The following is a 19,691-nucleotide window of genomic DNA, read 5'->3' as shown; positions in this document are numbered from 1 at the left end:
CGGCGACGTCGGAGCTGCCCGCGAGCCGGGGCCGGGGGCGCCGGGCGATCACGGCCTGCTCCCGGTGGCCTTGAAGAACGCGTAGTGGAAGGTGCCGTCTTCGCCGGCGGTCCGGTGCAGGTCCGCGACCCCGTGGTCCCAGCGGTCCCGCGTGATCAGCCCGCGGGCGACGGCGGTTTCGCCGACGCCTTCGACCATCGCGGTGAAGGTGTCGCGGGTGAACCCGGTGACGAGCCCGGGCCGCGACGCGTCGACGTAGACCGTCCGCGGCTCCACGGTGACGTCGCCGAACCCGGCGCCGGTCAGCAGCGGGTGGAGACGCCGCCCGATGAGGGCGTCGCCGCCGGCGTCGGCCTGCAGCCGGACCAGGCAGTCGATCGCGGCCTGCGCGTGCTCGCTGCGCGGGTGGAAGAACGCCGAACCGTGGTCGCCCTCGATGACGGTGATCGTGCCGCCCGGCCGCAGCAGGGTCTTCAGGTGCGCGAGGGCTTTCTCCGGCTCCGGCAGGTGTTCCAGCACGAAGCAGAGGAAGACGTGGTCGTACTCGCCGTCCAGGTCGAACAGGTCCGCTTGGCGGAAGTCGACGCCGCTCACTTGCTTGCGAGCCTGGGCGAGGGACGCGGCGGAGACGTCGACCGCGGTCAGGTGTGCGCCTGGGCTGCGGGCCGCCAGGTGGACGGTCTGGGCGCCGACGCCGCAGCCGGCCTCCAGCACCCGGCTCCCGGCGGGGTAGGCCGTTCCGGCGTGCAGGAGGTCGGCGAGGGTGTCGGCCTGGTCGCCCAGGCGGCGGGTCTCGGGTTCGGTGTACCCGTGCACGTAAGCGGTGTCCATGAGCCCAGCGTCCTGCGACAATGGCTCGATGGACAGAGCCAAAACCACGCTCTCCGAGGGGTCCATAGGGTCGGACTTCCTCCAGCTGGACGTCCGCGAGGCGCCGCCGGGCGGGCTGGCGGACTGGCTCGCCGGGCAACTGCGCGCGGCGATCGCCGACGGCCGGCTCCCGGTCGGCGGCCGGCTGCCCGCGTCCCGGGTGCTGGCCGCCGAGCTGCGCGTGTCGCGGGGAGTGGTCACCGAGGCCTACCAGCGGCTGATCGACGACGGCCACGCCGCGGGCCGCGGCCGGGCAGGCACGGTCGTCGTCGCCGCGCCCGTGCTGCCGCCGTCCCCTTCGCCGGACCGGCTCTTTGCCGAGGTCATCACGGCTTCGCCGGGGCTGGAGGTCTTCGACGCGGTCCGCGCGGCGCCGGCCCGGATCGACCTCACGCCCGGCGTCCCGGACCTGACGGCGTTCCCGCGGGCGGCGTGGCTGCGGGCCGAGCGGGCGGTGCTGGACGAGCTGGAGCCGTCCCACTTCGGCTACGGCGACCCGCGCGGCGCGCCTTCGATGCGGCTGGCGGTGTCGCGTTGGCTGGCGCGCAACCGCGGGATCCGCGTGGATCCGGGGGAGATCATCATGGTGGCCGGGGTCGCGCAGGCGTTGACGCTGGTGGGCGAGGTGTTGCGCCAGCACGGCTTGACCGAGATCGCGGTGGAGGACCCGAGTTCGCTGGGCGCGCGCCAGCACCTGCACCACTGCGGCCTGGCGACGCCGCCGGTCCCGGTGGACGACGACGGGCTGCGGGTTTCCTCGCTGGAGGCTCCGGCGGTGCTGCTGACGCCGGCCCACCAGTTCCCGATGGGCGTGGTGTTGGGCGGCGAGCGCCGCCGCGAGCTGATGCGCTGGGTGGCCGAGGGCGGCATCGTCGTCGAGGACGACTACGACGCGGAGCACCGCTACGACCGGGCGCCGGTGCCGGCGGTCCGGTCGATGGTGCCGGAGGTCTGCTACACGGGAAGCGTTTCGAAGCTGCTGGCCCCGGCGCTGCGCGTCGGCTGGCTGCTGGCGCCGCCGCGTTTCCGCGACGACCTCGTCGCGGCGAAGCGGTTCGCGGACCTGGGCAATCCGGTACTGGCCCAGCTGGTCCTGGCGCGCTTGATGGAGACCGGCGAGCTGGAGCGTCAGCTGCGGGTGGTCCGCGCCCGGCACCGCCGCCGCCGCGACGCGATGATCCGCGCGGTCGCCGCCGATTTGCCGGGCGCGGTCGTCCACGGCGCGGCCGCCGGTTTGCACCTGACGGTGACGTTCGACGCCGAGGTGGACGACGTCGCGGTGGCGGCGGCCGCGCTGGCGGAGGGGGTGAAGGTGCAGCCGCTGTCCTGGCACCGGCAACGCCCGGGACGGCCGGGGCTGGTGCTGGGGTACGCGGCCCGGACGGCGACGGAGATCGCCGAGGGAGTGGCTGTGCTCGGGCGGCTGGTCAGGCCCTCGCCGTGAAGGGGACCCCCGGTTTCAACATTACCGGGGAGCACCGACAGTTCCCGCCCCGCAACCCGAGTTGTCCACACCCCAACCCTCCACACTCGAGTTGTGCACAACCCCCGCCGTAAAGAGTCCTCAAAGGACAGTCAACCCGCTGTGATCATGCTCTCCTAGGCAATCCACGCCGTTGGTTGCCATACGCAAGCAACTTGCTTAGCCTGGCTAAGGGACTTGCGAGCAGAAGGGTTGCACAGTGGCGGAACGCCGGACGTATTCGATCGCGGAACTGGGGCCGCGGTACAAGTGGATCGCGCTGTCCAACACGACGCTGGGCATGCTGATCGCCACGATCAACTCCTCGATCGTGCTGATCGCGCTGCCCGACATCTTCAAGGGCATCGGCATCAACCCCCTGGAGCCGGCCAACACGAGCTACCTGCTGTGGATGATCATGGGCTTCCTCGTGGTCACCGCGGTGCTGGTGGTGAGCTTCGGCAGGCTCGGCGACATGTACGGCCGCGCGAGGATGTACAACCTCGGCTTCGCCGTCTTCACCGTTTCCTCCATCATGCTGGCCGTCACCTGGTTCGACGGTGACGCGGCCGCGCTGTGGCTGATCGGCTGGCGGATCGTGCAGGGGGTCGGCGGGGCCTTCCTGATGGCGAACTCCTCGGCGATCCTCACCGACGCCTTCCCGGCCAACCAGCGCGGCCTCGCGCTCGGCATGAACGGCGTCGCGGCGATCGCCGGCTCGTTCCTCGGCCTGGTCGTCGGCGGCGTGCTCGCGCCGGTCGACTGGAACCTGATCTTCCTCGTGTCGGTGCCGTTCGGCGTGATCGGCACGGTCTGGGCGTACCTCAAGCTGCACGACACCGGCGTCCGCAAGCACGCGCGGATGGACTGGTGGGGCAACATCACCTTCGCCGTCGGCCTGATCGCGGTGCTGATCGGCATCACCTACGGCATCCAGCCCTACGGCTCGTCGCCGACCGGCTGGGGCAGCCCGTTCGTGCTCAGCTGCCTGATCGGCGGCCTCGCGGTGCTGGTGGCGTTCGTGATCATCGAGTCGAAGGTGGACAACCCGCTGTTCCGCCTGTCGCTGTTCCGGATCCGCTCGTTCACCTGGGGAAACGTCGCGAACCTGACGGCCTCCCTCGGCCGCGGCGGGCTGCAGTTCATCCTGATCATCTGGCTGCAGGGCATCTGGCTGCCGCAGCACGGCTACACGTTCGAGCAGACGCCGTTGTGGGCGGGCATCTACATGCTCCCGATGACGGTCGGCTTCCTGCTGGCCGCGCCGACGTCGGGCATCCTCGCCGACCGGATCGGCAGCCGCCTGCTCGCCTCCACCGGGCTGCTGATCACGGCTATCACGTTCCTGCTGCTGATCATCCTGCCGGTGAACTTCGACTACTGGGCGTTCGCCGCGATCCTGCTGATCAACGGCATCGGCATGGGCATGTTCTCCTCGCCCAACCGCGCCGAGGTGATGAACAGCCTGCCGGCCGACGCGCGCGGCTCCGGCGCGGGCATGATGACGACCTTCCAGAACGCGGCGATGGTCCTGTCGATCGGCTTCTTCTTCAGCTTGATCATCTCGGGCCTGTCGAGCAGCCTTCCGTCGACGATGCACGACGGTCTGGTCGCCCACGGCGTCCCGGACGCGGCGGCGTCCCAGGTGGCGAACCTCCCGGCGGTGGCGGTGCTGTTCGCGGCGTTCCTGGGCTACAACCCGATCCAGCAGCTCCTGGGCGGCCAGCTGTCGTCGCTGCCGCCGGACCAGGCGTCGTTCCTGACGGGGCGGAGCTTCTTCCCGAACCTGATCTCCGGCCCGTTCCAGTCGGGACTGGCGGTGGCGTTCGGCTTCGCGATCGTGGTGTGCCTGATCGGTGCGGTGGCGTCGTTGCTGACGAAGGACGCGCGCCCGGCGGACCGTGAGTCGGTGGGGGAGGAGCTGGCCGCCGTGGCCGGGGAATCGAGCGGCGGGCCGAGCGAACTGGTGTCGCCGTCGACCGAACGCTGAAAGTCGAGCAGGGAAGCCGGGTGCCGGGTGGCACCCGGCTTCCTCGTCTCCTGGGGGTCAGCCGGCGGGCTGGGCCGATGCCGGGGCGCTCACCGGCACAGCGGCGGCCTCCACGGTCTCGCCGAGCAGCAGCAAGCCGGCGGCCTCCACGGAGCCGGCGGTCTCTCCTGCCGGTCCCGCCTTCGTGGCCCGGCGCCGGGCGATGACCCGGCGTCCGACATCGATCATCGGCACCTCGACCCAGCGGTGGAGCAGGTCGGCGGCCAGCAGCCCGGCAACGGTCACGGCGACCGCGGTGAGCGTGCGGTGCGACGCGAACTGCGGGATGGCTCCCGCGAGTCCCGTCGCGATGACGCCGTCCACGAGGTAGAGCGAGTACGAACGCGCGCCGACGAACCGCATCGGCCGCCGCGACAGGATCCAGGCCACCGGGCCGGCGCCGGCGACCAGCGACGGCACCAGCAGGGCGACGAGCAGCACGTAGCCGGTGCCGGTGATCGAGCCGCCGTCGTCGTGCAGGAAGGCGGCGATGTCGACGAACCCGATCTGCACCGCGACCAGCGTGACGGCGACGGCGAGACCGGCGACGGGGTGGGTGAAGACCCGGAGTGCGGCGAAGCCCTTCCGGTGGTGCAGGACGATCGCCAGCGTGCAGCCGATCAGGATCGGCGAGTAGGCGCCCGCGTATTGCATGAAGGGGATCAAGGCGAGCATGACGGCGACGAGGCCGACGGAGAGGCTCAGGCGCTTGACGAAGCCGAGCGCGCCGAGGCCGAACGCGAGCAGCGGCCACACGACGTAGAACTTCTGCTCGACGCCGAGCGTCCAGGACTGGCCGAACAGCGGCATGTGGTAGTACTCGCCGAGGAAGATGACGTTCCACGGCAGCGTGTCCACGATGCCGCTCGCCCGCAGGCCCATCTCGCGGAAGTAAGCGAAGACGACGACCACGCCCATGACGACGTAGTAGACGGGAAGAATGCGGAAAGCGCGGCGGAGGTAGAACTCCGGCAAGGAAACTCGGCCGGTGCGGGCCTCCTCGCGCAGCGCCAGCGTGGTGATCAGGTAGCCGGAGAGCACGAAGAACAGGTGGACCCCGATCCAGCCGTTGGCCCGCACCCAGCCGGGTCCGCCGTGGTGGAAGACGATCACGAGCACGGCGGCGACGGCACGCACGCCGTCGAGGGCCGGAAATCTCCGGGTCGCCAGGTACTCGTCGTGCGTCATCATCGTGTGGTCCCCCCACGAAGGCCGGCCGCTGAACCCGCCCAACTTAATCGGGCGATCGCGGCGGTCACTATTCGGGGACGGATTTCGGGTGGCCGGGGATTGCCCGGTGCCCCTAGGAGATCAATAGCCGACCGTGGCGCGCTGGATCTTCACCGGGTGCGCCGGAGCCCCGTCCAGCGGCCCGTTCGGATCGGTCGGGATGATCCCGTCGGCCACCATCCGGTCGATCGCGGACATCCCGCGGATCACCCGCCCCATGACCGAATAGTTGGCCGGGATGTTCGCGAACGAGTGCACGATGAAGAACTCCGACCCGTTCGTCCCCGGTCCCTGGTTCCCCATCGCGATCGTCCCGCGCGGGTACGTCTCGGCGCCCGAAACCTCGTCCGGGAACTTGTACCCCGGCCCGCCCTTCTCGACCTCGTAGATGTCTCCGCACTGGAGCACCCCGAGCCGAGCGGAATTCGAAAGCCGCCAGCACTGGGAGCGGTCGTAGAACCGCTGCAAAACCAGCGAAACCATGTTGTGCACCGCGCACGGAGCAGCTCCCGCGCGGTCCAGCCGCACCGTCACCGGCCCGTAGTTGAACCGGAACGTCACGTCCACGGTCCCGCGGGTCAACGCCACGGGCAGCGGACGCACCACGGGACGCGCCGCCGGGTTGTCCGGGGTCGGCGTGAACGTGCACCGGACCAGCGGCACCGAAGCCGACGCCGGCGCGGCGGGCACCACCAGGGCACCCAGAACAGCGAACACGGCCAGTCCCCAGCGCAGCTTCATGCCGGGGACGTTAGCGAATGACGAACTACTTGCGCCAGGCCGTGCGCTGCTTGCGGATGTCCAGCACGAGCAGCAGGACGAGGAACAGCGCCAGGCCGACCAGCCACACGTTCTCGGTGTTGTTCTCGTGGTTGCCCTTGATCATCACGAGCAGGATGATCGCGCTGATCCAGCCGGCGATGCGGGTGGCCTTCGGGAACGAGCCGTGCCAGCCCCAGGCCGCGGACGGCTCGTCGCGCGGGTCGACCTCGGGCCGCCTCTTCTCGACCGCCTTGCCTGCCACGATGAACTCCTCAAACCCCGTGAACCTCGGACCCGCCGATGATCCCACACCTCCGGGTGCGCCGCGGAGACGCCCCGCGCGACAATGACCGGCGATGACTACCTCGCGAAGCGTTCTCGTGCTCGGCTCGACCGGGTCCATCGGCGTGCAGGCCCTCGACGTCGCCGCGCGCAACCCGCACCTGTTCCGGGTGGCCGGGATCGCCGCGGGTGGGGCCGATCCGGCCGCGCTCGCCGCGCAGGCGATCGCGCACGGCGTCGAGGCCGTCGCCGTGACCAGGGCCACGGCCGCCGAAGACGTCCAGCTCGCGCTGTACGCCGAAGCGCAGAAGCGCGGGTACGCCCAGGGCGAGTTCAAGCTCCCGCGGCTCTTCGCGGGGTCCGACGCCGTCACCGAGCTGATCGACGCCGTCAAGGTCGACACCGTCCTCAACGCGCTGCCGGGCTCCCGCGGCCTCGAGCCGACGCTGCGGGCGCTCGCCACCGGCGCCACCCTGGCCCTGGCCAACAAGGAGTCCCTCATCGCCGGCGGGCCGCTGGTGCTCGCCGCCGCCAAGCCCGGGCAGCTCGTGCCCGTCGACTCCGAGCACTCCGCCATCGCCCAGGCCCTGCGCGCCGGGCACCGGAGCGAGGTCGCCCGGCTGGTCCTCACCGCGTCCGGCGGCCCGTTCCGCGGCCGCAAGCGCGCGGAGCTGGCCGGTGTCACCGTCGAGCAGGCGATGGCGCACCCGACCTGGTCCATGGGCCCGCTCATCACGATCAACTCCGCCACCCTGGTCAACAAGGGCCTGGAGCTGATCGAGGCGGCGCTGCTGTTCGACATCGAGCCCGCGAAGATCGACGTCACCGTGCACCCGCAGTCGATCGTGCACTCGATGGTGACCTTCGCCGACGGCTCGACGATCGCCCAGGCCAGCCCGCCCGACATGCGGCTGCCCATCGCGCTCGCGCTGCACTGGCCCGACCGGGTCCCCGGCGCCGCCGCCGCGTGCACCTGGGACCAGGCCGCGACCTGGACGTTCGAGCCGCTGGACGACGAGGCCTTCCCGGCCGTGGAGCTGGCCCGGCACTGCGGCACCGAGGGCGGCTGCCTGCCCGCGGTCTACAACGCCGCGAACGAGGAGCTGGTGTCCGCCTTCCTGGCGCAGAACACCAGCTTCACGTCGATAGTGGACACTGTTTCCGAGGTGGTGGGAGCCGCCGACGAATGGCGTCGCGAACCACGCGACGTCGAGGACGTTCTCGCGGCCGAGCGGTGGGCTCGTGCGCGGGCCGGTTCGATCATCGAGGGGAAGTAGCGGGTGCTCGCCTACATCATCGGTGTGGTGCTCTTCGCGCTGGGGATCTGCGTCTCAGTCGCACTGCACGAGGCCGGCCACATGGTCACCGCGAAGGCCTTCGGCATGAAGGTCCGCCGGTACTTCGTGGGCTTCGGGCCCACGGTGTTCTCCTGGCGCCGCGGCGAGACCGAGTACGGCCTGAAGTGGATCCCGCTCGGCGGGTTCTGCGACATCGCCGGCATGACGGCGCTCGACGAGGTGACCCCGGACGAGGCGCCGCGCGCGATGTGGCGGTTCAAGACCTGGAAGCGCACCGTCGTGATGTCGGCCGGGTCGATCACCCACTTCATCCTGGGCTTCCTGGTCCTCTACCTGATGGCCGTGACCATGGGGCTGCCGAAGCTGGCGCCCACCCCGACCGAGCCGGTGCTGGCCTCGACCTCCTGCGCCCAGTCGGCCACGACGAAGGAGCAGGCCGAGGCCCAGTCCAAGGCCAAGAACTCCGGCTGCGCGGCGGACGCGCCGACCCCGGCGGCGACGGCCGGGCTGCGGCCCGGCGACAAGGTGACCGCGGTCGGCGGGAAGCCGGTCGCGACCTGGGATGAGATGCTGGCCGCCGTGCAGGCCACCAGCGGCCGGACGGTGTTCCAGGTGCAGCGTGGCGGTCAGGCCCTGTGGCTCGTCGTCGACGTGCCGAAGGTGCAGCGCTGGAACGGCGTCACCGTCAAGGAAGTCGGCATGATCGGCGCCTCGCCCCAGCGGCCGGAGCTGACGACGCAGTACGGCCCGGTCGCCGCGGTCGGCGCCACCGCCAGCTTCACCGGCACGATGTTCGCCGAGACGGCGCAGCGGCTCGTCCAATTCCCGCAGCGCATCCCCGCCGTGGTCAGCGCGATCTTCGGCGGCGTACGCGACGAGAACACCCCGGTCAGTGTCGTCGGTGCGAGCCGGATCGGCGGCCAGGCGGTCGAGCAGGGCCTCTGGGTGCTGTTCTTCTTCCTGCTGGCCAGCCTGAACTTCTTCATCGGCGTGTTCAACCTGCTGCCGCTGCTGCCGCTGGACGGCGGGCACATCGCGGTGGTCTGGTACGAGCGCGTCCGCGACTGGATCCGCGCGCGGCGGGGCAAGGTGGCCGGGGGACCGGTCGACTACACGAAGCTGTCCGGGATCACGATGGCGCTGGTGCTGATCGGCGGCGCCGTGACGCTACTCACGGTGACGGCCGACATCGTCAACCCGATCCGGATCGGCCAGTAGTCCCACGGAGGGGGTGCGGTCCGCCCGGGACCGCTCACCCCCGGCGTAATGCTGCTCACCGTGACGGTTGACATGGTGAAGGTGGCCCAGTAGGGGTAGGTACGCTGGAAACCGTGACCGTCGCACTCGGTATGCCCGCCCTGCCCCCGCCCGTCCTGTCCGAGCGTCGCAAGACCCGCCAGCTCCAGGTGGGTCCGGTCGGCGTCGGCAGCGACCACCCGATCTCCGTCCAGTCGATGACGACGACGCTCACCTCCGACGTCAACGCGACCCTGCAGCAGATCGCCGAGCTGACCGCCGCGGGCTGCGACATCGTCCGCGTGGCGTGCCCGTCGGCCGACGACGCCGAGGCGCTGCCCGCGATCGCGCGGAAGTCGCAGATCCCGGTGATCGCCGACATCCACTTCCAGCCGAAGTACGTCTTCGCCGCGATCGAGGCCGGCTGCGCGGCGGTGCGCGTCAACCCGGGCAACATCCGGAAGTTCGACGACCAGGTCAAGGAGATCGCGCAGGCCGCGAAGGACCACGGCACGCCGATCCGGATCGGCGTCAACGCCGGCTCGCTCGACAAGCGGATCATGGACAAGTACGGCAAGGCGACGCCGGAAGCGCTGGCCGAGTCGGCGCTGTGGGAGGCGTCGCTGTTCGCCGAGCACGACTTCCACGACATCAAGATCTCGGTGAAGCACAACGACCCGGTGGTCATGGTGCGCGCCTACGAGATCCTCGCCGAGCAGTGCGACTACCCGCTGCACCTCGGCGTCACCGAGGCGGGCCCGGCCTTCCAGGGCACGATCAAGTCGGCCGTCGCGTTCGGCGCGCTGCTGCGCCAGGGCATCGGCGACACGATCCGCGTCTCGCTGTCCGCGCCGCCGGTCGAAGAGGTCAAGGTCGGTATCCAGATCCTGCAGTCGCTGAACCTCAAGCAGCGCAAGCTGGAGATCGTGTCGTGCCCGTCGTGCGGCCGGGCGCAGGTCGACGTCTACACGCTCGCCGAGCAGGTCACGGCCGGGCTCGAGGGCATGGAGATCCCGCTGCGCGTGGCCGTCATGGGCTGCGTCGTGAACGGTCCGGGCGAGGCCCGCGAGGCCGACCTGGGCGTCGCGTCGGGCAACGGCAAGGGCCAGATCTTCGTCAAGGGCGAGGTCATCAAGACCGTGCCCGAGCACGCGATCGTCGAGACGCTCATCGAAGAGGCCATGCGCATCGCCGAAGAGGCGGGCGAGTCCCTCGGCGAGGGCGCGCCGGTGGTCACCGCTGGCTGAGCTCCTTTCGGACGACGCTCTCGAGGCGTCGGCCGTGGTGGCCAACCGCGCGATGAACCGCGAGCGCCGGTTGGCCGGTCGCGACGGCTATTCGCGGGTGCTCGGCTTCGATGTCCTGAGCTTGCCGCCTGGCGCGCGCTGGCTCGATCTCTGCTGCGGCAGCGGGCGGGCGCTCCTGGACGCGGCCGAGGCCCGGCCGGACCTGGACATCACGGGCGTCGACCTCGTCGGCTACTTCGCGGCGGCCGGGCCCGTGCGGTTCGAGACGGCGTCGATCACCTCGTGGGAACCCGCGGGCCGGTTCGACCTCGTCACCTGCGTGCACGGCCTCCACTACGTCGGCGACAAGCTGGGCGCGCTGCTGCGGGCGGCGTCCTGGCTCGCCGACGGCGGCGTGTTCGTGGCGAACTTCGACGTCGCGGGCATCGAGGCGCCGGGCGGCGCGCGCCGGGTTCTGCGCGCGCTGCGCGAAGCCGGTTTCACGTACGACTCGCGAGCACGACGGATCCGGCGGGACGGCCCCTTCGCCGGCTCGCTGCCCTTCCGCTACCTCGGCGCGGACGACCGGGCCGGCCCGAACTACACGGGCCAGCCCTCGGTCGGTTCGCACTACGAAACCGGTGTTCCGCCCGGGTGATCGGTTCTCAGCGGGCCGCGAGACCGCGGACCGCGTCCGCGACGGCGCGGAAGTCCTTGCGCAGGATGGCGCCGTGGTTGCTCGCGACCTTCTCGCTGGTGATGTTCGCTTTCCGGGCGGTCACCGCGTCGAGGGCGGCGCGGATCCGCTCCTGCTCGTCGCCCTTGCTGCCCAGCGACGTGCCCGAGGCGACCACGTACCGCACCGGGACCGTGAGGCCGTCCAGCACCGGAGCCAGCTCGCGCTCGCGGGACAGCTTGCCGAGTTCGATGTTGCTCTCGGCCTGCTGGGCCGCGGTCATCCGCGGGGCCAGCCCGGTCGGGCGCAGCAGCGGCAGGAACCAGCTCATCCGCTTGAACAGCTTGCGGATCCGCTGCTCCATGGCGTCGTCGAGCCAGTCGTGCGGGAAGGCGCCGTCGACCAGGACCGCGCCGATGGCCCGGTCCGCGTTGCGCTCGGCCCAATGCGCCGCGACGACCGCGCCGTAGGACCAGCCGACCACCAGCGCCCGCTCCACGCCCCGGGCGGCGAGGACGGCGTCGACGTCGCGGACAGCGGCTTCGAACGAGTAGTCGGCCGAGCGCCGCGACTTGCCGCGGGCCCGCTCGTCGTAGGTGATGTGCCGGAACTCCGGTCCGAGTTCGGCGAGGACGCGGCGCCAGTAGCCCTGGGTGGCGAACTGGCCGTTGAGGTAGACCACGGGGAGGCCGGGCCCGCCGGTGTCGGTGACGGCCAGTGCCGTGTCGTCCACCGGCACCAGGCCGGTCCAGTCCGCGGTGATCGGGGCAGTGCTGTTCTTGGTCATGCGGTGACTGTGCGCGGCGCGCCTGACACCGGCCTGACACCGCACGGACACTGCCCCGGGCCGGGTGAGCACCGCGGATCGAACGCGGCCGGCCGGCCGATGCCGACGAGCCCGCGCGCTCGCCCTAGCCCTGGAGGTGGTGCTGGGCGGCGTCGCGGATCTGCAGGCGGACGTTCTCGAGCGCGGCCGCGACCTCGTCGATCTGCTGGGAAGCGAGCTGGATGGCGCCCTGGATCGCGGTCGCGGAGGACGTCTCCCCGAGCAGGCCGAGCACGTGGGCCTGGAGGTCTTCGAGGTCGCTCTTCGTGGCGAGCGCGATGCCGGTCGGCACCTGGTCGGCGAGCAGCTCCAGCTGCTGCGCCTGCTCTTGGATCGTCATCGGGGTGTTTCCTTCCGCGGTGGGGACGCACTGTCCGTGTTAGCAGACGCGGAACTGTCGGTGGTGACGATTAGGCTCGTATTCGTGAGCGTGACCTGGGCTCTCCACGAGCCGCACCCGGTGGTGCGGCCCCTGGTCACGCGCTATGTGGGGTATGCGCAGGACGACGTCACGCTGGCCGTCCACCGCGGGCTGCCGTCCCGGCATGTGACGCTCGTCATCAGCCTCGCCGGGCCGGTGCGGATGGCCGGGCAGAGCCTGCAGGCGCTGGTCGGCGGGTTGCACACCAGCGCGGTGCTGATCCGGCAGGACCGCGTGCAGGAGGGGGTGCAGCTGGAGCTCGACCCGCTGGGCGTCCGGACGCTGTTCGGGGTGACGGCGGCCGAGCTGAGCGGCGAGGTGGCCGACTTGGCGGAGTTCGGTCTCGGCTGGTTGCCCGAAAGGCTGAGGGAGCTGCCTTGGCGCGAGCGGTTCGCGCTGCTGGACGAGGTGTTGGCGGCCCGGGCCGTCGAGCCGGTGGCGCCGCCGCCCGAGCTGGGGGAGGCGTGGCGCCGGCTGCGGGGTGCGGACGGGCGGGTGCGCGTCGCGGATCTCGCCGACGAGGTCGGCTGGAGCCGCCGCCACCTGGGCGAGCGCTTCCGCGCGGAGCTGGGCCTGGCGCCGAAGCAGGCGGCGCGGGTGCTGCGGTTCGAGCGGGCCGGGCGCCTGCTGCGGCGCGGGCGCGCGGACCTGGCGGCGCTGGCGGCGGAGTGCGGGTTCTACGACCAGGCGCACCTGACGAACGAATGGCGCGCCCTGGCGGGGTGCACGCCGGGGACGTGGATCGCCGAGGAGCTCCCGTTCCTCCAAGACCAGGAGGCAGAGGTGGCGCGAAGCTGACGGCATGACTCCTGAACCGAACGTCTGGCCCGCCCTCCGCTACGACGACGCCCCGGCCGCGGTCCGCTTCCTCGTCGACGTCCTCGGCTTCACCGAAGCGCTGGTGGTGCCCGAGGGGGATCGGCTGATCGCGCACGCCGAGCTGCGCTGGCCCGAGGGCGGCGCGGTGATGCTGGGCAGCGTCCGCCCGCCGGACGGCGTCCACGACGCGATGAAGCCGGGTGCCTCCGCGGTGTACGTGGTGTCGGACAAGGTCGACGAGGTGTACGCGCGGGTGCAGGCCGCCGGTGCGGAGATCACGGCCGAGCTGACGGACACCGAGTACGGCTCGCGCACGTTCAGCCTGCGCGACCCGGAGGGCAACGCCTGGACGATCGGCACCTACCGCGGCGCGGCCTGAGCGGGAGCCCGCAGGGTGAGGGCGCGGCGGCGAGTCCGGCCGGGCTTGCCTGCGCTGGGCCTGGCCGGTCTGGCGCTCGGCTAAGCCGGTCTGGAGCGCTCGGCTGCCGTCCGGCTGGGCTGGAATGCGTGCCGCCGGGCCGCTGGCACCCGGCTGCTGGTCGGCTGGGCTGGTCTGCGCCCGGCCGGTCCGGCGTGCGGCGCTCGGCTGCCGTCCGGCTGGGCCGGTTTGCCGCTCGCTGGCGCCCGGCTGGGCTGGACTGCGCGCCGCCGGGCCGGTCTGGCACCCGGCTGCTGCTCGGCTGGGCTGGTCTGCGCTCGCCGGTCCGGGGTGTGCCCGGCTGCTGCCCGGCCGGTCCGGGGTGTGCCCGGCTGCCGCACGGCCGGTCCGGGGTGCGCCCGGCTGGTCCGGCCGGCCCCCGGCTGGGCTGGTCTGCCGCCGAGCCGCCGCCTGTCCGCGCCCCGCTACTGCACCGGCCGCTCGAACGTCACCAGCAGCCCCTCGACCCCGCCGGGCCCGACCCGGCCCTTCACCTCGGTGGCCGTGATGGCCTTCAGCTGCCACCCGTCCTCGGCGTGGTCGTTCAGCAGTTTCTCCAGCTTGCCGCCCGACATCTTGCCGCCGAGCAGCTTCTCGCGGACCTCGACGACCTTGTACGCATAACGCTGCATACCTCCGATACTGCCCGGAACGCCCGGCGGCGGCTGTTCATCTCACCGTGTCGGAAGGCTTGCGTTCCGTTTAGCAGTCGAATCTGGCACCCTGGAGCCCGTGTTGCGGCTTGCAGGTGCACGGCTGCTCGATGATCGGGACTATCCGGCGGTCCGTGCCGCGCTGGCCGCCGACCCGGTGGGCAGCTGCATGGTCAGCGCCCGGGTCGAGGCCGCGGGCCTCGACCCGTGGCGGCTCGGTGGCGAGCTCTGGGCCGCCGACAGCCGTCCGGTCCGGGCCGGGCGGCTCCAAGGGCTGTGCTTCTCCGGGCCCAACCTCATCCCCTTGCGCGGCAATGCGCCCGCGTTGCGCTCCTTCGCCGACCGCGCCCTGAGAAGGCAACGCACCTGCTCTTCGCTCGTCGGCCCGGCCGAGCAGGTCCTCGGCCTGTGGGACGAGCTCGAAGGCGAGTGGGGCCCGGCCCGCGAGGTCCGCGGCGACCAGCCGCTGATGGCGCTGGACAGCACCCCGCTCGTCGCCGCCGATCCGCACGTCCGGCCCGTCCGGCCGGACGAGCTCGAGCGGTACCTGCCCGCGGCCGTCTCGATGTTCATCGAGGAGGTCGGCATCGATCCGCGCAGTGGTGACGGCGGCGCGAGCTACCGCGCCCGGGTCACCGAGCTGATCGGGGCCGGCCGCGCGTTCGCCCGCTTCGAGGACGGCGAGGTCGTCTTCAAGGCCGAGATCGGTGCCATGTCGGCCACCGTCGGGCAGATCCAGGGCGTCTGGGTGCACCCCGACCGCCGGGGCGACGGGCTCGGCACCGCCGGCACCGCCGCGGTCGTGAACCGGCTCGTCCGCGGCCTCGGCCGCACCGCCAGCCTCTACGTCAACGCCTTCAACACCCCCGCCCTCGCGGCCTACCGCAAGATCGGGTTCGAGCAGGTCGGCCAGTACGCGACAGTGCTGTTCTAAACGCTGTTCCAACGCTCTCCCAACCACCCTTCCGTGGCGGTGTTGCGAAGCCGCCGCAACGCTCTGACCAGGCATCATCCGGCCATGAGCGCACGTCGACACCGTGCTCTCGCGGTGCTGCTGCTCGTCGCCGCGACCACGGCCGGGTGCTCGGGCGACAGTCCCGAGGACGCCCTCTCCGCCTTCCTGGACGCCGTCGCGTCCGGGGACGTCGCCGCCGCGGCGGCGAACACCGACTCACCCGACGCCGCGAAGACCGTCCTGAGCCAGGTCCGCGGCGTGCTCGAACCCGAGGCCCTCGACGTCGACGACGAAGAGGTGAAACAGCCCGACGGCGACGTCGTGACCGCCGGCTACCGGCTCACCTGGCACCTGCCGCACGGCCGCACCTGGTCCTACCGCGCGGACGCCCAGCTGCGGGCGGCCGAGAACGGCTGGCAGGTGCACTGGCAGCCGACGGTCGTGCACCCCCAGCTGGCCGTCGGCCAGACCCTCGGCCTGCTGCCGCAGCTGCCGGAGACGGCCCCGGTCCTCGACCGCGACGGCGGGGCGCTGATGCGCCCGCAGACGGTGATCGGCGTCGTCGTCGACCCGCAGAAGGCCGGCGACGCGAACGCCGTCGCCGGGACGCTGGCCAAGGCGCTGCACCGGTACGAGCCCTCGGTCACCGGCCGGTCCGTGCTGGACGGGATGAGCAAGACCAAGCCCGGCGACGCCTACCCGGTGATCACCTTGCGCGCCGGCGACTACCAGCGCGTCAAGCCGGCGATCTACGATCTGCCCGGCGTCCGCTTCGCCAGCCAGGAGCGGCTGCTGCCGGTGACCCGCGGGTCGGGGCAGCAGGTCCTGCCGGGCATCCGCGCGCTGGTCGAGCAGCAGCTGGCCGGGGCGGCGGGCTGGCGGATCGTCACCCGCGACGTCACCGGCGGCGAGGCCGCCGAGCTCATGGCCGAGCCGCCGCGGCCCGCGCCCGCCGTCACCAGCACGCTCAGCGCGAAGATCCAGGCCGCCGCCGAGAAGGCCCTCGAACCCGAGCCGTACTCCGCCGCGCTGGTCGCGATCCAACCCTCGAGCGGGGACATCCTCGCCGTGGCGCAGAACGCCGCCGCCGACGAGGAGGGCTCGCTGGCCCTGTCCGGGCGCTACCCGCCGGGTTCGACGTTCAAGATCGTCACGGCGGCGGCCGCGCTGTCGGCGGGGGAGGTGGAGGCGGGCAGCCCGGTCGACTGCCCGGGGACGACGACGATCGAAAACCGCGTCGTGCCGAACGAAGGCCGGTTCGACCTGGGCCGGGTGCCGCTGAAGACGGCGTTCGCGCGGTCCTGCAACACGACCTTCGCCCGGCTCGCCGCCGGTCTCGCCGGCTCGTCGCTCACCGACACCGCCCGGTCCTTCGGCCTCGGCGCCGACTTCGTCGTCCCGGGCCTGACCACGGTCACCGGGGACGTCCCGGCCAGCGACTCCGCCGTTCAGCGGGCGGAGAACGGCTTCGGCCAGGGCCGGGTGCTGACCAGCCCGTTCGGCATGGCGCTGGTCGCGGCCACCGTGCAGGCCGGGAAGGTGCCGTCGCCGTCCATCGTCAAGGGCATGCCGGCGGCCACGAAGAACGTCGGCGACCCGCCGTCGCAGGAGGTCCTCGACGCGCTGCGCGGGATGATGCGGGACGTCGTCACGGTGGGCACCGCGACCGGGCTGCGGGACATCCCCGACGTCGCGGGCAAGACCGGCACCGCCCAGTTCGGCGACGGCTCCCACTCACACGGGTGGTTCGTCGGCTACCGCGGCGACCTGGCGTTCGCCGTCCTCCTCACCGACGCCGGGTCGTCCAAACCGGCGGTACAGGCCGCGCACCGGTTCCTGGCGGGGATCGGTTGACCGGACCGTCGTAAGGTGGAGGCATGTCCGTTCGTGCCCCGCTCGTTCCCGGCGTCCAGACGCCGCGCCGTGACGTCCCCAGTTCCATCGCCCGTCCCGAGTACGTGGACAAGCCGGCGCCGAAGCGGGATACCGGCAGCGGCGTGCGCACGCCCGAGGTGATCGAGGCGATGCGGATCGCGAGCCGCATCGCGGCCCAGGCCCTGGAGGAGGGCGGCAAGGCCGTCAAGCCGGGCGCCACCACCGACGACATCGACAAGGTGGTGCACGAGTTCCTGCTCGACCACCACGCCTACCCCTCGACGCTGGGCTACCGCCGCTTCCCGAAGTCGTGCTGCATCTCGCTCAACGAGGTGATCTGCCACGGCATCCCGGACTCGACCGTGATCGAGGACGGCGACATCTGCAACATCGACGTCACCGCCTACATCGGCGGCGTCCACGGCGACACGAACGCGACCTTCCTGGCCGGCGACGTCTCGGAAGAAGCCCGCTTGCTGGTGGAGCGCACCCGCGAGGCGACCATGCGGGCGATCAAGGCGGTCCGGCCGGGGCGCCGGCTGAACGTCATCGGCCGGGTCATCGAGGCCTACGCCAAGCGCTTCGGCTACGGCGTGGTCCGCGACTTCACCGGCCACGGCGTCGGCCCGGCGTTCCACACGCCCCCGACGGTCCTGCACTACGAAGAGCCCTCCGTCGACACGGTCATCGAGGAGGGCATGACCTTCACGATCGAGCCGATGATCACCCTGGGCACCATCGACTACGACATCTGGTCCGACGACTGGACCGTCACCACGAAGGACAAGAAGTGGACGGCCCAGTTCGAGCACACCCTCGTGGTGACGGCCGACGGCAGCGAGATCCTCACGCTGCCCTGAGTCAGTGGCTGGTGGCCTTCTTGTAGCAGCGCACCGAGAGCGGCACGAAGACCACCAGCAGCACCGCGATCCACAGCACCGAGGCCAGGAGCGCGTGCTGCATCGGCCAGACGTCGCGCGGCGGGAGGGCCGCGCTCGTGTTGCCGAACAGCTCCCGCGCCGCCTGCGTGACCGCCGAAACCGGGTTCCAGTCCGCGATCGCGCGCAGCGGGCCGGGCAGCCGTCCGCTGTCGACGAAGGTGTTGGCCAGGAACGTCAGCGGGAAGACGACCACCATCGAGACGTTGTTGAACACCTCGGGCTTGCGCACGGCCAGGCCGAGCGCGCCCATCACCCACGACAGCGCGTAGGAGAAGGCCAGCAGCAGGACGATCCCGCCCAGCGCCTCGAGCACGCCGGTGTGAATGCGCCAGCCGACCAGCAGGCCGACCAGACCCATGATGAGCAGGCTCGCCGTGCTGAGGATGAGGTCGGCGGTGGTCCGCCCGATCAGGACGGCGGCCGGCGACATCGGCAGGGAGCGGAACCGGTCGATGATGCCCTTCTGCAGGTCGTCGGTCAGCCCGTAGCCGGTGACGATGCCGCCCATCGCCACCGCGAGGGTGAAGATCCCCGGCAGCATGAACTCGCGGTACGACAGGCCGGGGATGTCGATCACGCTGCCGAACACGTACCCGAAGAGCAGGACGAACATCACCGGCGTGAACACGAGGGACCCGAGCAGGTCCAGCGACCGGAAGATCTTGATCGAGTTGCGCTTGGCGACCGTCACGCCGTCGGTCACGGCCATCTGCACCGCGTTCATCACACGGCCTCCTTCGCGAGTTCGGCGGGCTCGGCCGTTTCGCGGCCGGTCAGGGTGAGGAAGACGTCGTCGAGGGTGGGGCGGCGGACGCCGACGTCGCGGACGTCGACGCCGTCGGCCGCCAGCAGCGCCAGCGCTTCGGTAAGCGCTTTCGCGCCGTGGGACACGGGGACGGTGAGCCGGAAACCCTCGGCCTGCGGCTCGCCGCTCGCCAGCCGGGCCAGCGCCCGCTGCGCGACGGCGACGTCGTCGTGCGTGCCGACGGTCAGCTCGATCCGCTCTCCGCCGACGAGGTCCTTGAGCTCGTCGGCCGTGCCGCGGGCGATCACGCGCCCGTGGTCGACGACGGCGATGCTGTCGGCGAGCCGGTCGGCCTCCTCCAGGTACTGCGTGGTCAGGAGCAGCGTGGTGCCGCCCGCGACCAGCTCGGTGATGACGTCCCACAGGTCGGTGCGGGCCCGCGGGTCGAGCCCGGTGGTGGGCTCGTCGAGGAACAGCACCGGCGGGTTGGCCACGAGCGCGCCGGCCAGGTCGAGGCGGCGCCGCATGCCGCCGGAGTAGCCCCTGACCGGGCGGTCGGCGGCGTCGGCCAGGCTGAACCGGGCGAGCAGCTCCCGGCCGCGCGCCTTGGCCCGCTTGGTGCCCAGGTGGTACAGCCTGCCGACCATCTCGAGGTTCTCGGCGCCGGTCAGTTCCGGGTCGACGGCGGCGTACTGGCCCGAAGCGCCGATGTGCGAACGCAGCTCGTGCGCGTCCTTCACGACGTCGAACCCGGCGACCGTCGCCCGGCCGGCGTCCGGCTTCTGCAGCGTCGTGAGGATCTGGACGGTGGTGGTCTTCCCGGCGCCGTTCGGCCCGAGCACGCCGAGCACCGTGCCTTCCGGTACCGACAAGGTCATCCCGTCGAGCGCGGTGACCTTCCCGTACTTCTTGACCAGTCCCTCGGCCACGATGGCGTCTGCCATGGATCTTCCCCTTCGTGTGTGGA

Annotated in this window: 20 protein-coding genes; 11 read left to right on the top strand and 9 right to left on the bottom strand. The window is 71.7% G+C overall.

Features of this window, described 5'->3' with window-relative positions; translation table 11 throughout:
* Positions 1 to 48: 48 nt before the first annotated feature.
* Complete coding sequence (locus AB0M30_RS34455; protein WP_364592614.1) at positions 49 to 831, bottom strand: L-histidine N(alpha)-methyltransferase; 783 nt, start codon at positions 829 to 831, stop codon at positions 49 to 51.
* A 28-nt stretch (positions 832 to 859) separates the two neighbouring features.
* Between AB0M30_RS34455 and AB0M30_RS34450 the strand changes: the two genes are divergently transcribed.
* Both AB0M30_RS34450 and AB0M30_RS34445 read left to right on the top strand, forming a co-directional pair.
* Complete coding sequence (locus AB0M30_RS34450) at positions 860 to 2,314, top strand: PLP-dependent aminotransferase family protein (RefSeq protein WP_364592611.1); 1,455 nt, start codon at positions 860 to 862, stop codon at positions 2,312 to 2,314.
* 238 nt (positions 2,315 to 2,552) lie between these two features.
* Positions 2,553 to 4,322 carry an MFS transporter gene (locus AB0M30_RS34445; protein ID WP_103343060.1) on the top strand — a complete coding sequence of 590 codons (1,770 nt, stop codon included), beginning with the start codon at positions 2,553 to 2,555 and terminating at the stop codon, positions 4,320 to 4,322.
* 57 nt (positions 4,323 to 4,379) lie between these two features.
* On the opposite strand, the gene AB0M30_RS34440 is transcribed toward AB0M30_RS34445, so the two are convergent.
* The 3 genes from AB0M30_RS34440 to AB0M30_RS34430 all read right to left on the bottom strand — a co-directional run bounded on the left by AB0M30_RS34440 (position 4,380) and on the right by AB0M30_RS34430 (position 6,615).
* Positions 4,380 to 5,552 (bottom strand): acyltransferase, encoded by a 1,173-nt coding sequence (locus AB0M30_RS34440; RefSeq protein ID WP_364592607.1) that lies wholly within the window; start codon positions 5,550 to 5,552, stop codon positions 4,380 to 4,382.
* Between the two features lie 120 nt (positions 5,553 to 5,672).
* The gene (locus AB0M30_RS34435; protein ID WP_364592604.1) at positions 5,673 to 6,332 is read right to left on the bottom strand and encodes a peptidylprolyl isomerase; all 660 of its coding nucleotides are present in this window, start codon (positions 6,330 to 6,332) and stop codon (positions 5,673 to 5,675) included.
* 25 nt (positions 6,333 to 6,357) lie between these two features.
* The gene (locus AB0M30_RS34430; protein WP_364592602.1) at positions 6,358 to 6,615 is read right to left on the bottom strand and encodes a DUF2631 domain-containing protein; all 258 of its coding nucleotides are present in this window, start codon (positions 6,613 to 6,615) and stop codon (positions 6,358 to 6,360) included.
* Positions 6,616 to 6,709: 94 nt separating this feature from the next.
* Here AB0M30_RS34430 and dxr point away from each other — a divergent pair, with 94 nt between their 5' ends.
* The 4 genes from dxr (at position 6,710) to AB0M30_RS34410 (ending at position 11,053) form a co-directional block, all read left to right on the top strand.
* Positions 6,710 to 7,912, top strand: coding sequence for a 1-deoxy-D-xylulose-5-phosphate reductoisomerase (gene dxr / locus AB0M30_RS34425; RefSeq protein ID WP_364592599.1), 1,203 nt, complete (start codon positions 6,710 to 6,712; stop codon positions 7,910 to 7,912).
* A 3-nt stretch (positions 7,913 to 7,915) separates the two neighbouring features.
* Positions 7,916 to 9,151 carry a site-2 protease family protein gene (locus tag AB0M30_RS34420; RefSeq protein ID WP_364592597.1) on the top strand — a complete coding sequence of 412 codons (1,236 nt, stop codon included), beginning with the start codon at positions 7,916 to 7,918 and terminating at the stop codon, positions 9,149 to 9,151.
* 113 nt (positions 9,152 to 9,264) lie between these two features.
* The gene (gene ispG / locus AB0M30_RS34415) at positions 9,265 to 10,416 is read left to right on the top strand and encodes a flavodoxin-dependent (E)-4-hydroxy-3-methylbut-2-enyl-diphosphate synthase (protein WP_167384597.1); all 1,152 of its coding nucleotides are present in this window, start codon (positions 9,265 to 9,267) and stop codon (positions 10,414 to 10,416) included.
* A gap of 34 nt (positions 10,417 to 10,450) precedes the next feature.
* Positions 10,451 to 11,053 carry a class I SAM-dependent methyltransferase gene (locus AB0M30_RS34410; protein WP_364592594.1) on the top strand — a complete coding sequence of 201 codons (603 nt, stop codon included), beginning with the start codon at positions 10,451 to 10,453 and terminating at the stop codon, positions 11,051 to 11,053.
* A 7-nt stretch (positions 11,054 to 11,060) separates the two neighbouring features.
* On the opposite strand, the gene AB0M30_RS34405 is transcribed toward AB0M30_RS34410, so the two are convergent.
* Positions 11,061 to 11,858, bottom strand: coding sequence for an alpha/beta hydrolase (locus AB0M30_RS34405; protein WP_364592591.1), 798 nt, complete (start codon positions 11,856 to 11,858; stop codon positions 11,061 to 11,063).
* A gap of 124 nt (positions 11,859 to 11,982) precedes the next feature.
* Positions 11,983 to 12,237 (bottom strand): hypothetical protein, encoded by a 255-nt coding sequence (locus AB0M30_RS34400; RefSeq protein WP_103343055.1) that lies wholly within the window; start codon positions 12,235 to 12,237, stop codon positions 11,983 to 11,985.
* Between the two features lie 84 nt (positions 12,238 to 12,321).
* Between AB0M30_RS34400 and AB0M30_RS34395 the strand changes: the two genes are divergently transcribed.
* A complete protein-coding gene (locus tag AB0M30_RS34395) occupies positions 12,322 to 13,116 on the top strand; it encodes an AraC family transcriptional regulator (protein ID WP_364592588.1) in 795 nt (264 codons plus the stop codon).
* Positions 13,117 to 13,120: 4 nt separating this feature from the next.
* On the top strand, positions 13,121 to 13,516 hold the full coding sequence (locus tag AB0M30_RS34390; protein WP_364592585.1) for a VOC family protein: 396 nt from the start codon (positions 13,121 to 13,123) through the stop codon (positions 13,514 to 13,516).
* 464 nt (positions 13,517 to 13,980) lie between these two features.
* Here the strand turns inward: AB0M30_RS34390 and AB0M30_RS34385 are convergent, their stop codons facing one another.
* Positions 13,981 to 14,187: a DUF4177 domain-containing protein gene (locus AB0M30_RS34385; RefSeq protein WP_103335566.1), complete on the bottom strand. Its 207-nt coding sequence runs from the start codon at positions 14,185 to 14,187 to the stop codon at positions 13,981 to 13,983.
* 100 nt (positions 14,188 to 14,287) lie between these two features.
* Here AB0M30_RS34385 and AB0M30_RS34380 point away from each other — a divergent pair, with 100 nt between their 5' ends.
* The 3 genes from AB0M30_RS34380 (at position 14,288) to map (ending at position 17,898) form a co-directional block, all read left to right on the top strand.
* Entirely contained in the window at positions 14,288 to 15,142 is an 855-nt protein-coding gene (locus tag AB0M30_RS34380; protein ID WP_364592583.1) for a GNAT family N-acetyltransferase, read from the top strand.
* Between the two features lie 84 nt (positions 15,143 to 15,226).
* Positions 15,227 to 17,017, top strand: a complete 1,791-nt coding sequence (locus AB0M30_RS34375) for a penicillin-binding transpeptidase domain-containing protein (protein ID WP_364592580.1) — start codon at positions 15,227 to 15,229, stop codon at positions 17,015 to 17,017.
* 23 nt (positions 17,018 to 17,040) lie between these two features.
* Complete coding sequence (gene map / locus AB0M30_RS34370; RefSeq protein ID WP_364592577.1) at positions 17,041 to 17,898, top strand: type I methionyl aminopeptidase; 858 nt, start codon at positions 17,041 to 17,043, stop codon at positions 17,896 to 17,898.
* Position 17,899: 1 nt separating this feature from the next.
* Here map and AB0M30_RS34365 read toward each other — a convergent pair whose 3' ends face one another.
* Together AB0M30_RS34365 and AB0M30_RS34360 are read right to left on the bottom strand one after the other, a co-directional pair.
* On the bottom strand, positions 17,900 to 18,703 hold the full coding sequence (locus AB0M30_RS34365) for an ABC transporter permease (RefSeq protein ID WP_199191069.1): 804 nt from the start codon (positions 18,701 to 18,703) through the stop codon (positions 17,900 to 17,902).
* On the bottom strand, positions 18,703 to 19,668 hold the full coding sequence (locus AB0M30_RS34360; RefSeq protein WP_364592574.1) for an ATP-binding cassette domain-containing protein: 966 nt from the start codon (positions 19,666 to 19,668) through the stop codon (positions 18,703 to 18,705). Before AB0M30_RS34360 ends, AB0M30_RS34365 begins: the two co-directional genes overlap by 1 nt.
* Positions 19,669 to 19,691 lie beyond the last annotated feature (23 nt).

The sequence above is a fragment of the Amycolatopsis sp. NPDC051716 genome (genome assembly GCF_040681595.1).
GTDB lineage: Bacteria > Actinomycetota > Actinomycetes > Mycobacteriales > Pseudonocardiaceae > Amycolatopsis.
This window is presented reverse-complemented; position numbering and strand designations above follow the sequence as displayed.

What these genes read in the sequence shown, in the direction of transcription:
- AB0M30_RS34455 (WP_364592614.1), bottom strand. Translation starts at nt 831, where the DNA reads ATGGACACCGCTTACGTGCACGGGTACACCGAACCCGAGACCCGCCGC.
- AB0M30_RS34450 (WP_364592611.1), top strand. Translation starts at nt 860, where the DNA reads ATGGACAGAGCCAAAACCACGCTCTCCGAGGGGTCCATAGGGTCGGAC.
- AB0M30_RS34440 (WP_364592607.1), bottom strand. Translation starts at nt 5,552, where the DNA reads ATGATGACGCACGACGAGTACCTGGCGACCCGGAGATTTCCGGCCCTC.
- AB0M30_RS34435 (WP_364592604.1), bottom strand. Translation starts at nt 6,332, where the DNA reads ATGAAGCTGCGCTGGGGACTGGCCGTGTTCGCTGTTCTGGGTGCCCTG.
- dxr (WP_364592599.1), top strand. Translation starts at nt 6,710, where the DNA reads ATGACTACCTCGCGAAGCGTTCTCGTGCTCGGCTCGACCGGGTCCATC.
- AB0M30_RS34405 (WP_364592591.1), bottom strand. Translation starts at nt 11,858, where the DNA reads ATGACCAAGAACAGCACTGCCCCGATCACCGCGGACTGGACCGGCCTG.
- AB0M30_RS34400 (WP_103343055.1), bottom strand. Translation starts at nt 12,237, where the DNA reads ATGACGATCCAAGAGCAGGCGCAGCAGCTGGAGCTGCTCGCCGACCAG.
- AB0M30_RS34390 (WP_364592585.1), top strand. Translation starts at nt 13,121, where the DNA reads ATGACTCCTGAACCGAACGTCTGGCCCGCCCTCCGCTACGACGACGCC.
- AB0M30_RS34385 (WP_103335566.1), bottom strand. Translation starts at nt 14,187, where the DNA reads ATGCAGCGTTATGCGTACAAGGTCGTCGAGGTCCGCGAGAAGCTGCTC.
- AB0M30_RS34375 (WP_364592580.1), top strand. Translation starts at nt 15,227, where the DNA reads ATGAGCGCACGTCGACACCGTGCTCTCGCGGTGCTGCTGCTCGTCGCC.
- map (WP_364592577.1), top strand. Translation starts at nt 17,041, where the DNA reads ATGTCCGTTCGTGCCCCGCTCGTTCCCGGCGTCCAGACGCCGCGCCGT.
- AB0M30_RS34365 (WP_199191069.1), bottom strand. Translation starts at nt 18,703, where the DNA reads ATGAACGCGGTGCAGATGGCCGTGACCGACGGCGTGACGGTCGCCAAG.
- AB0M30_RS34360 (WP_364592574.1), bottom strand. Translation starts at nt 19,668, where the DNA reads ATGGCAGACGCCATCGTGGCCGAGGGACTGGTCAAGAAGTACGGGAAG.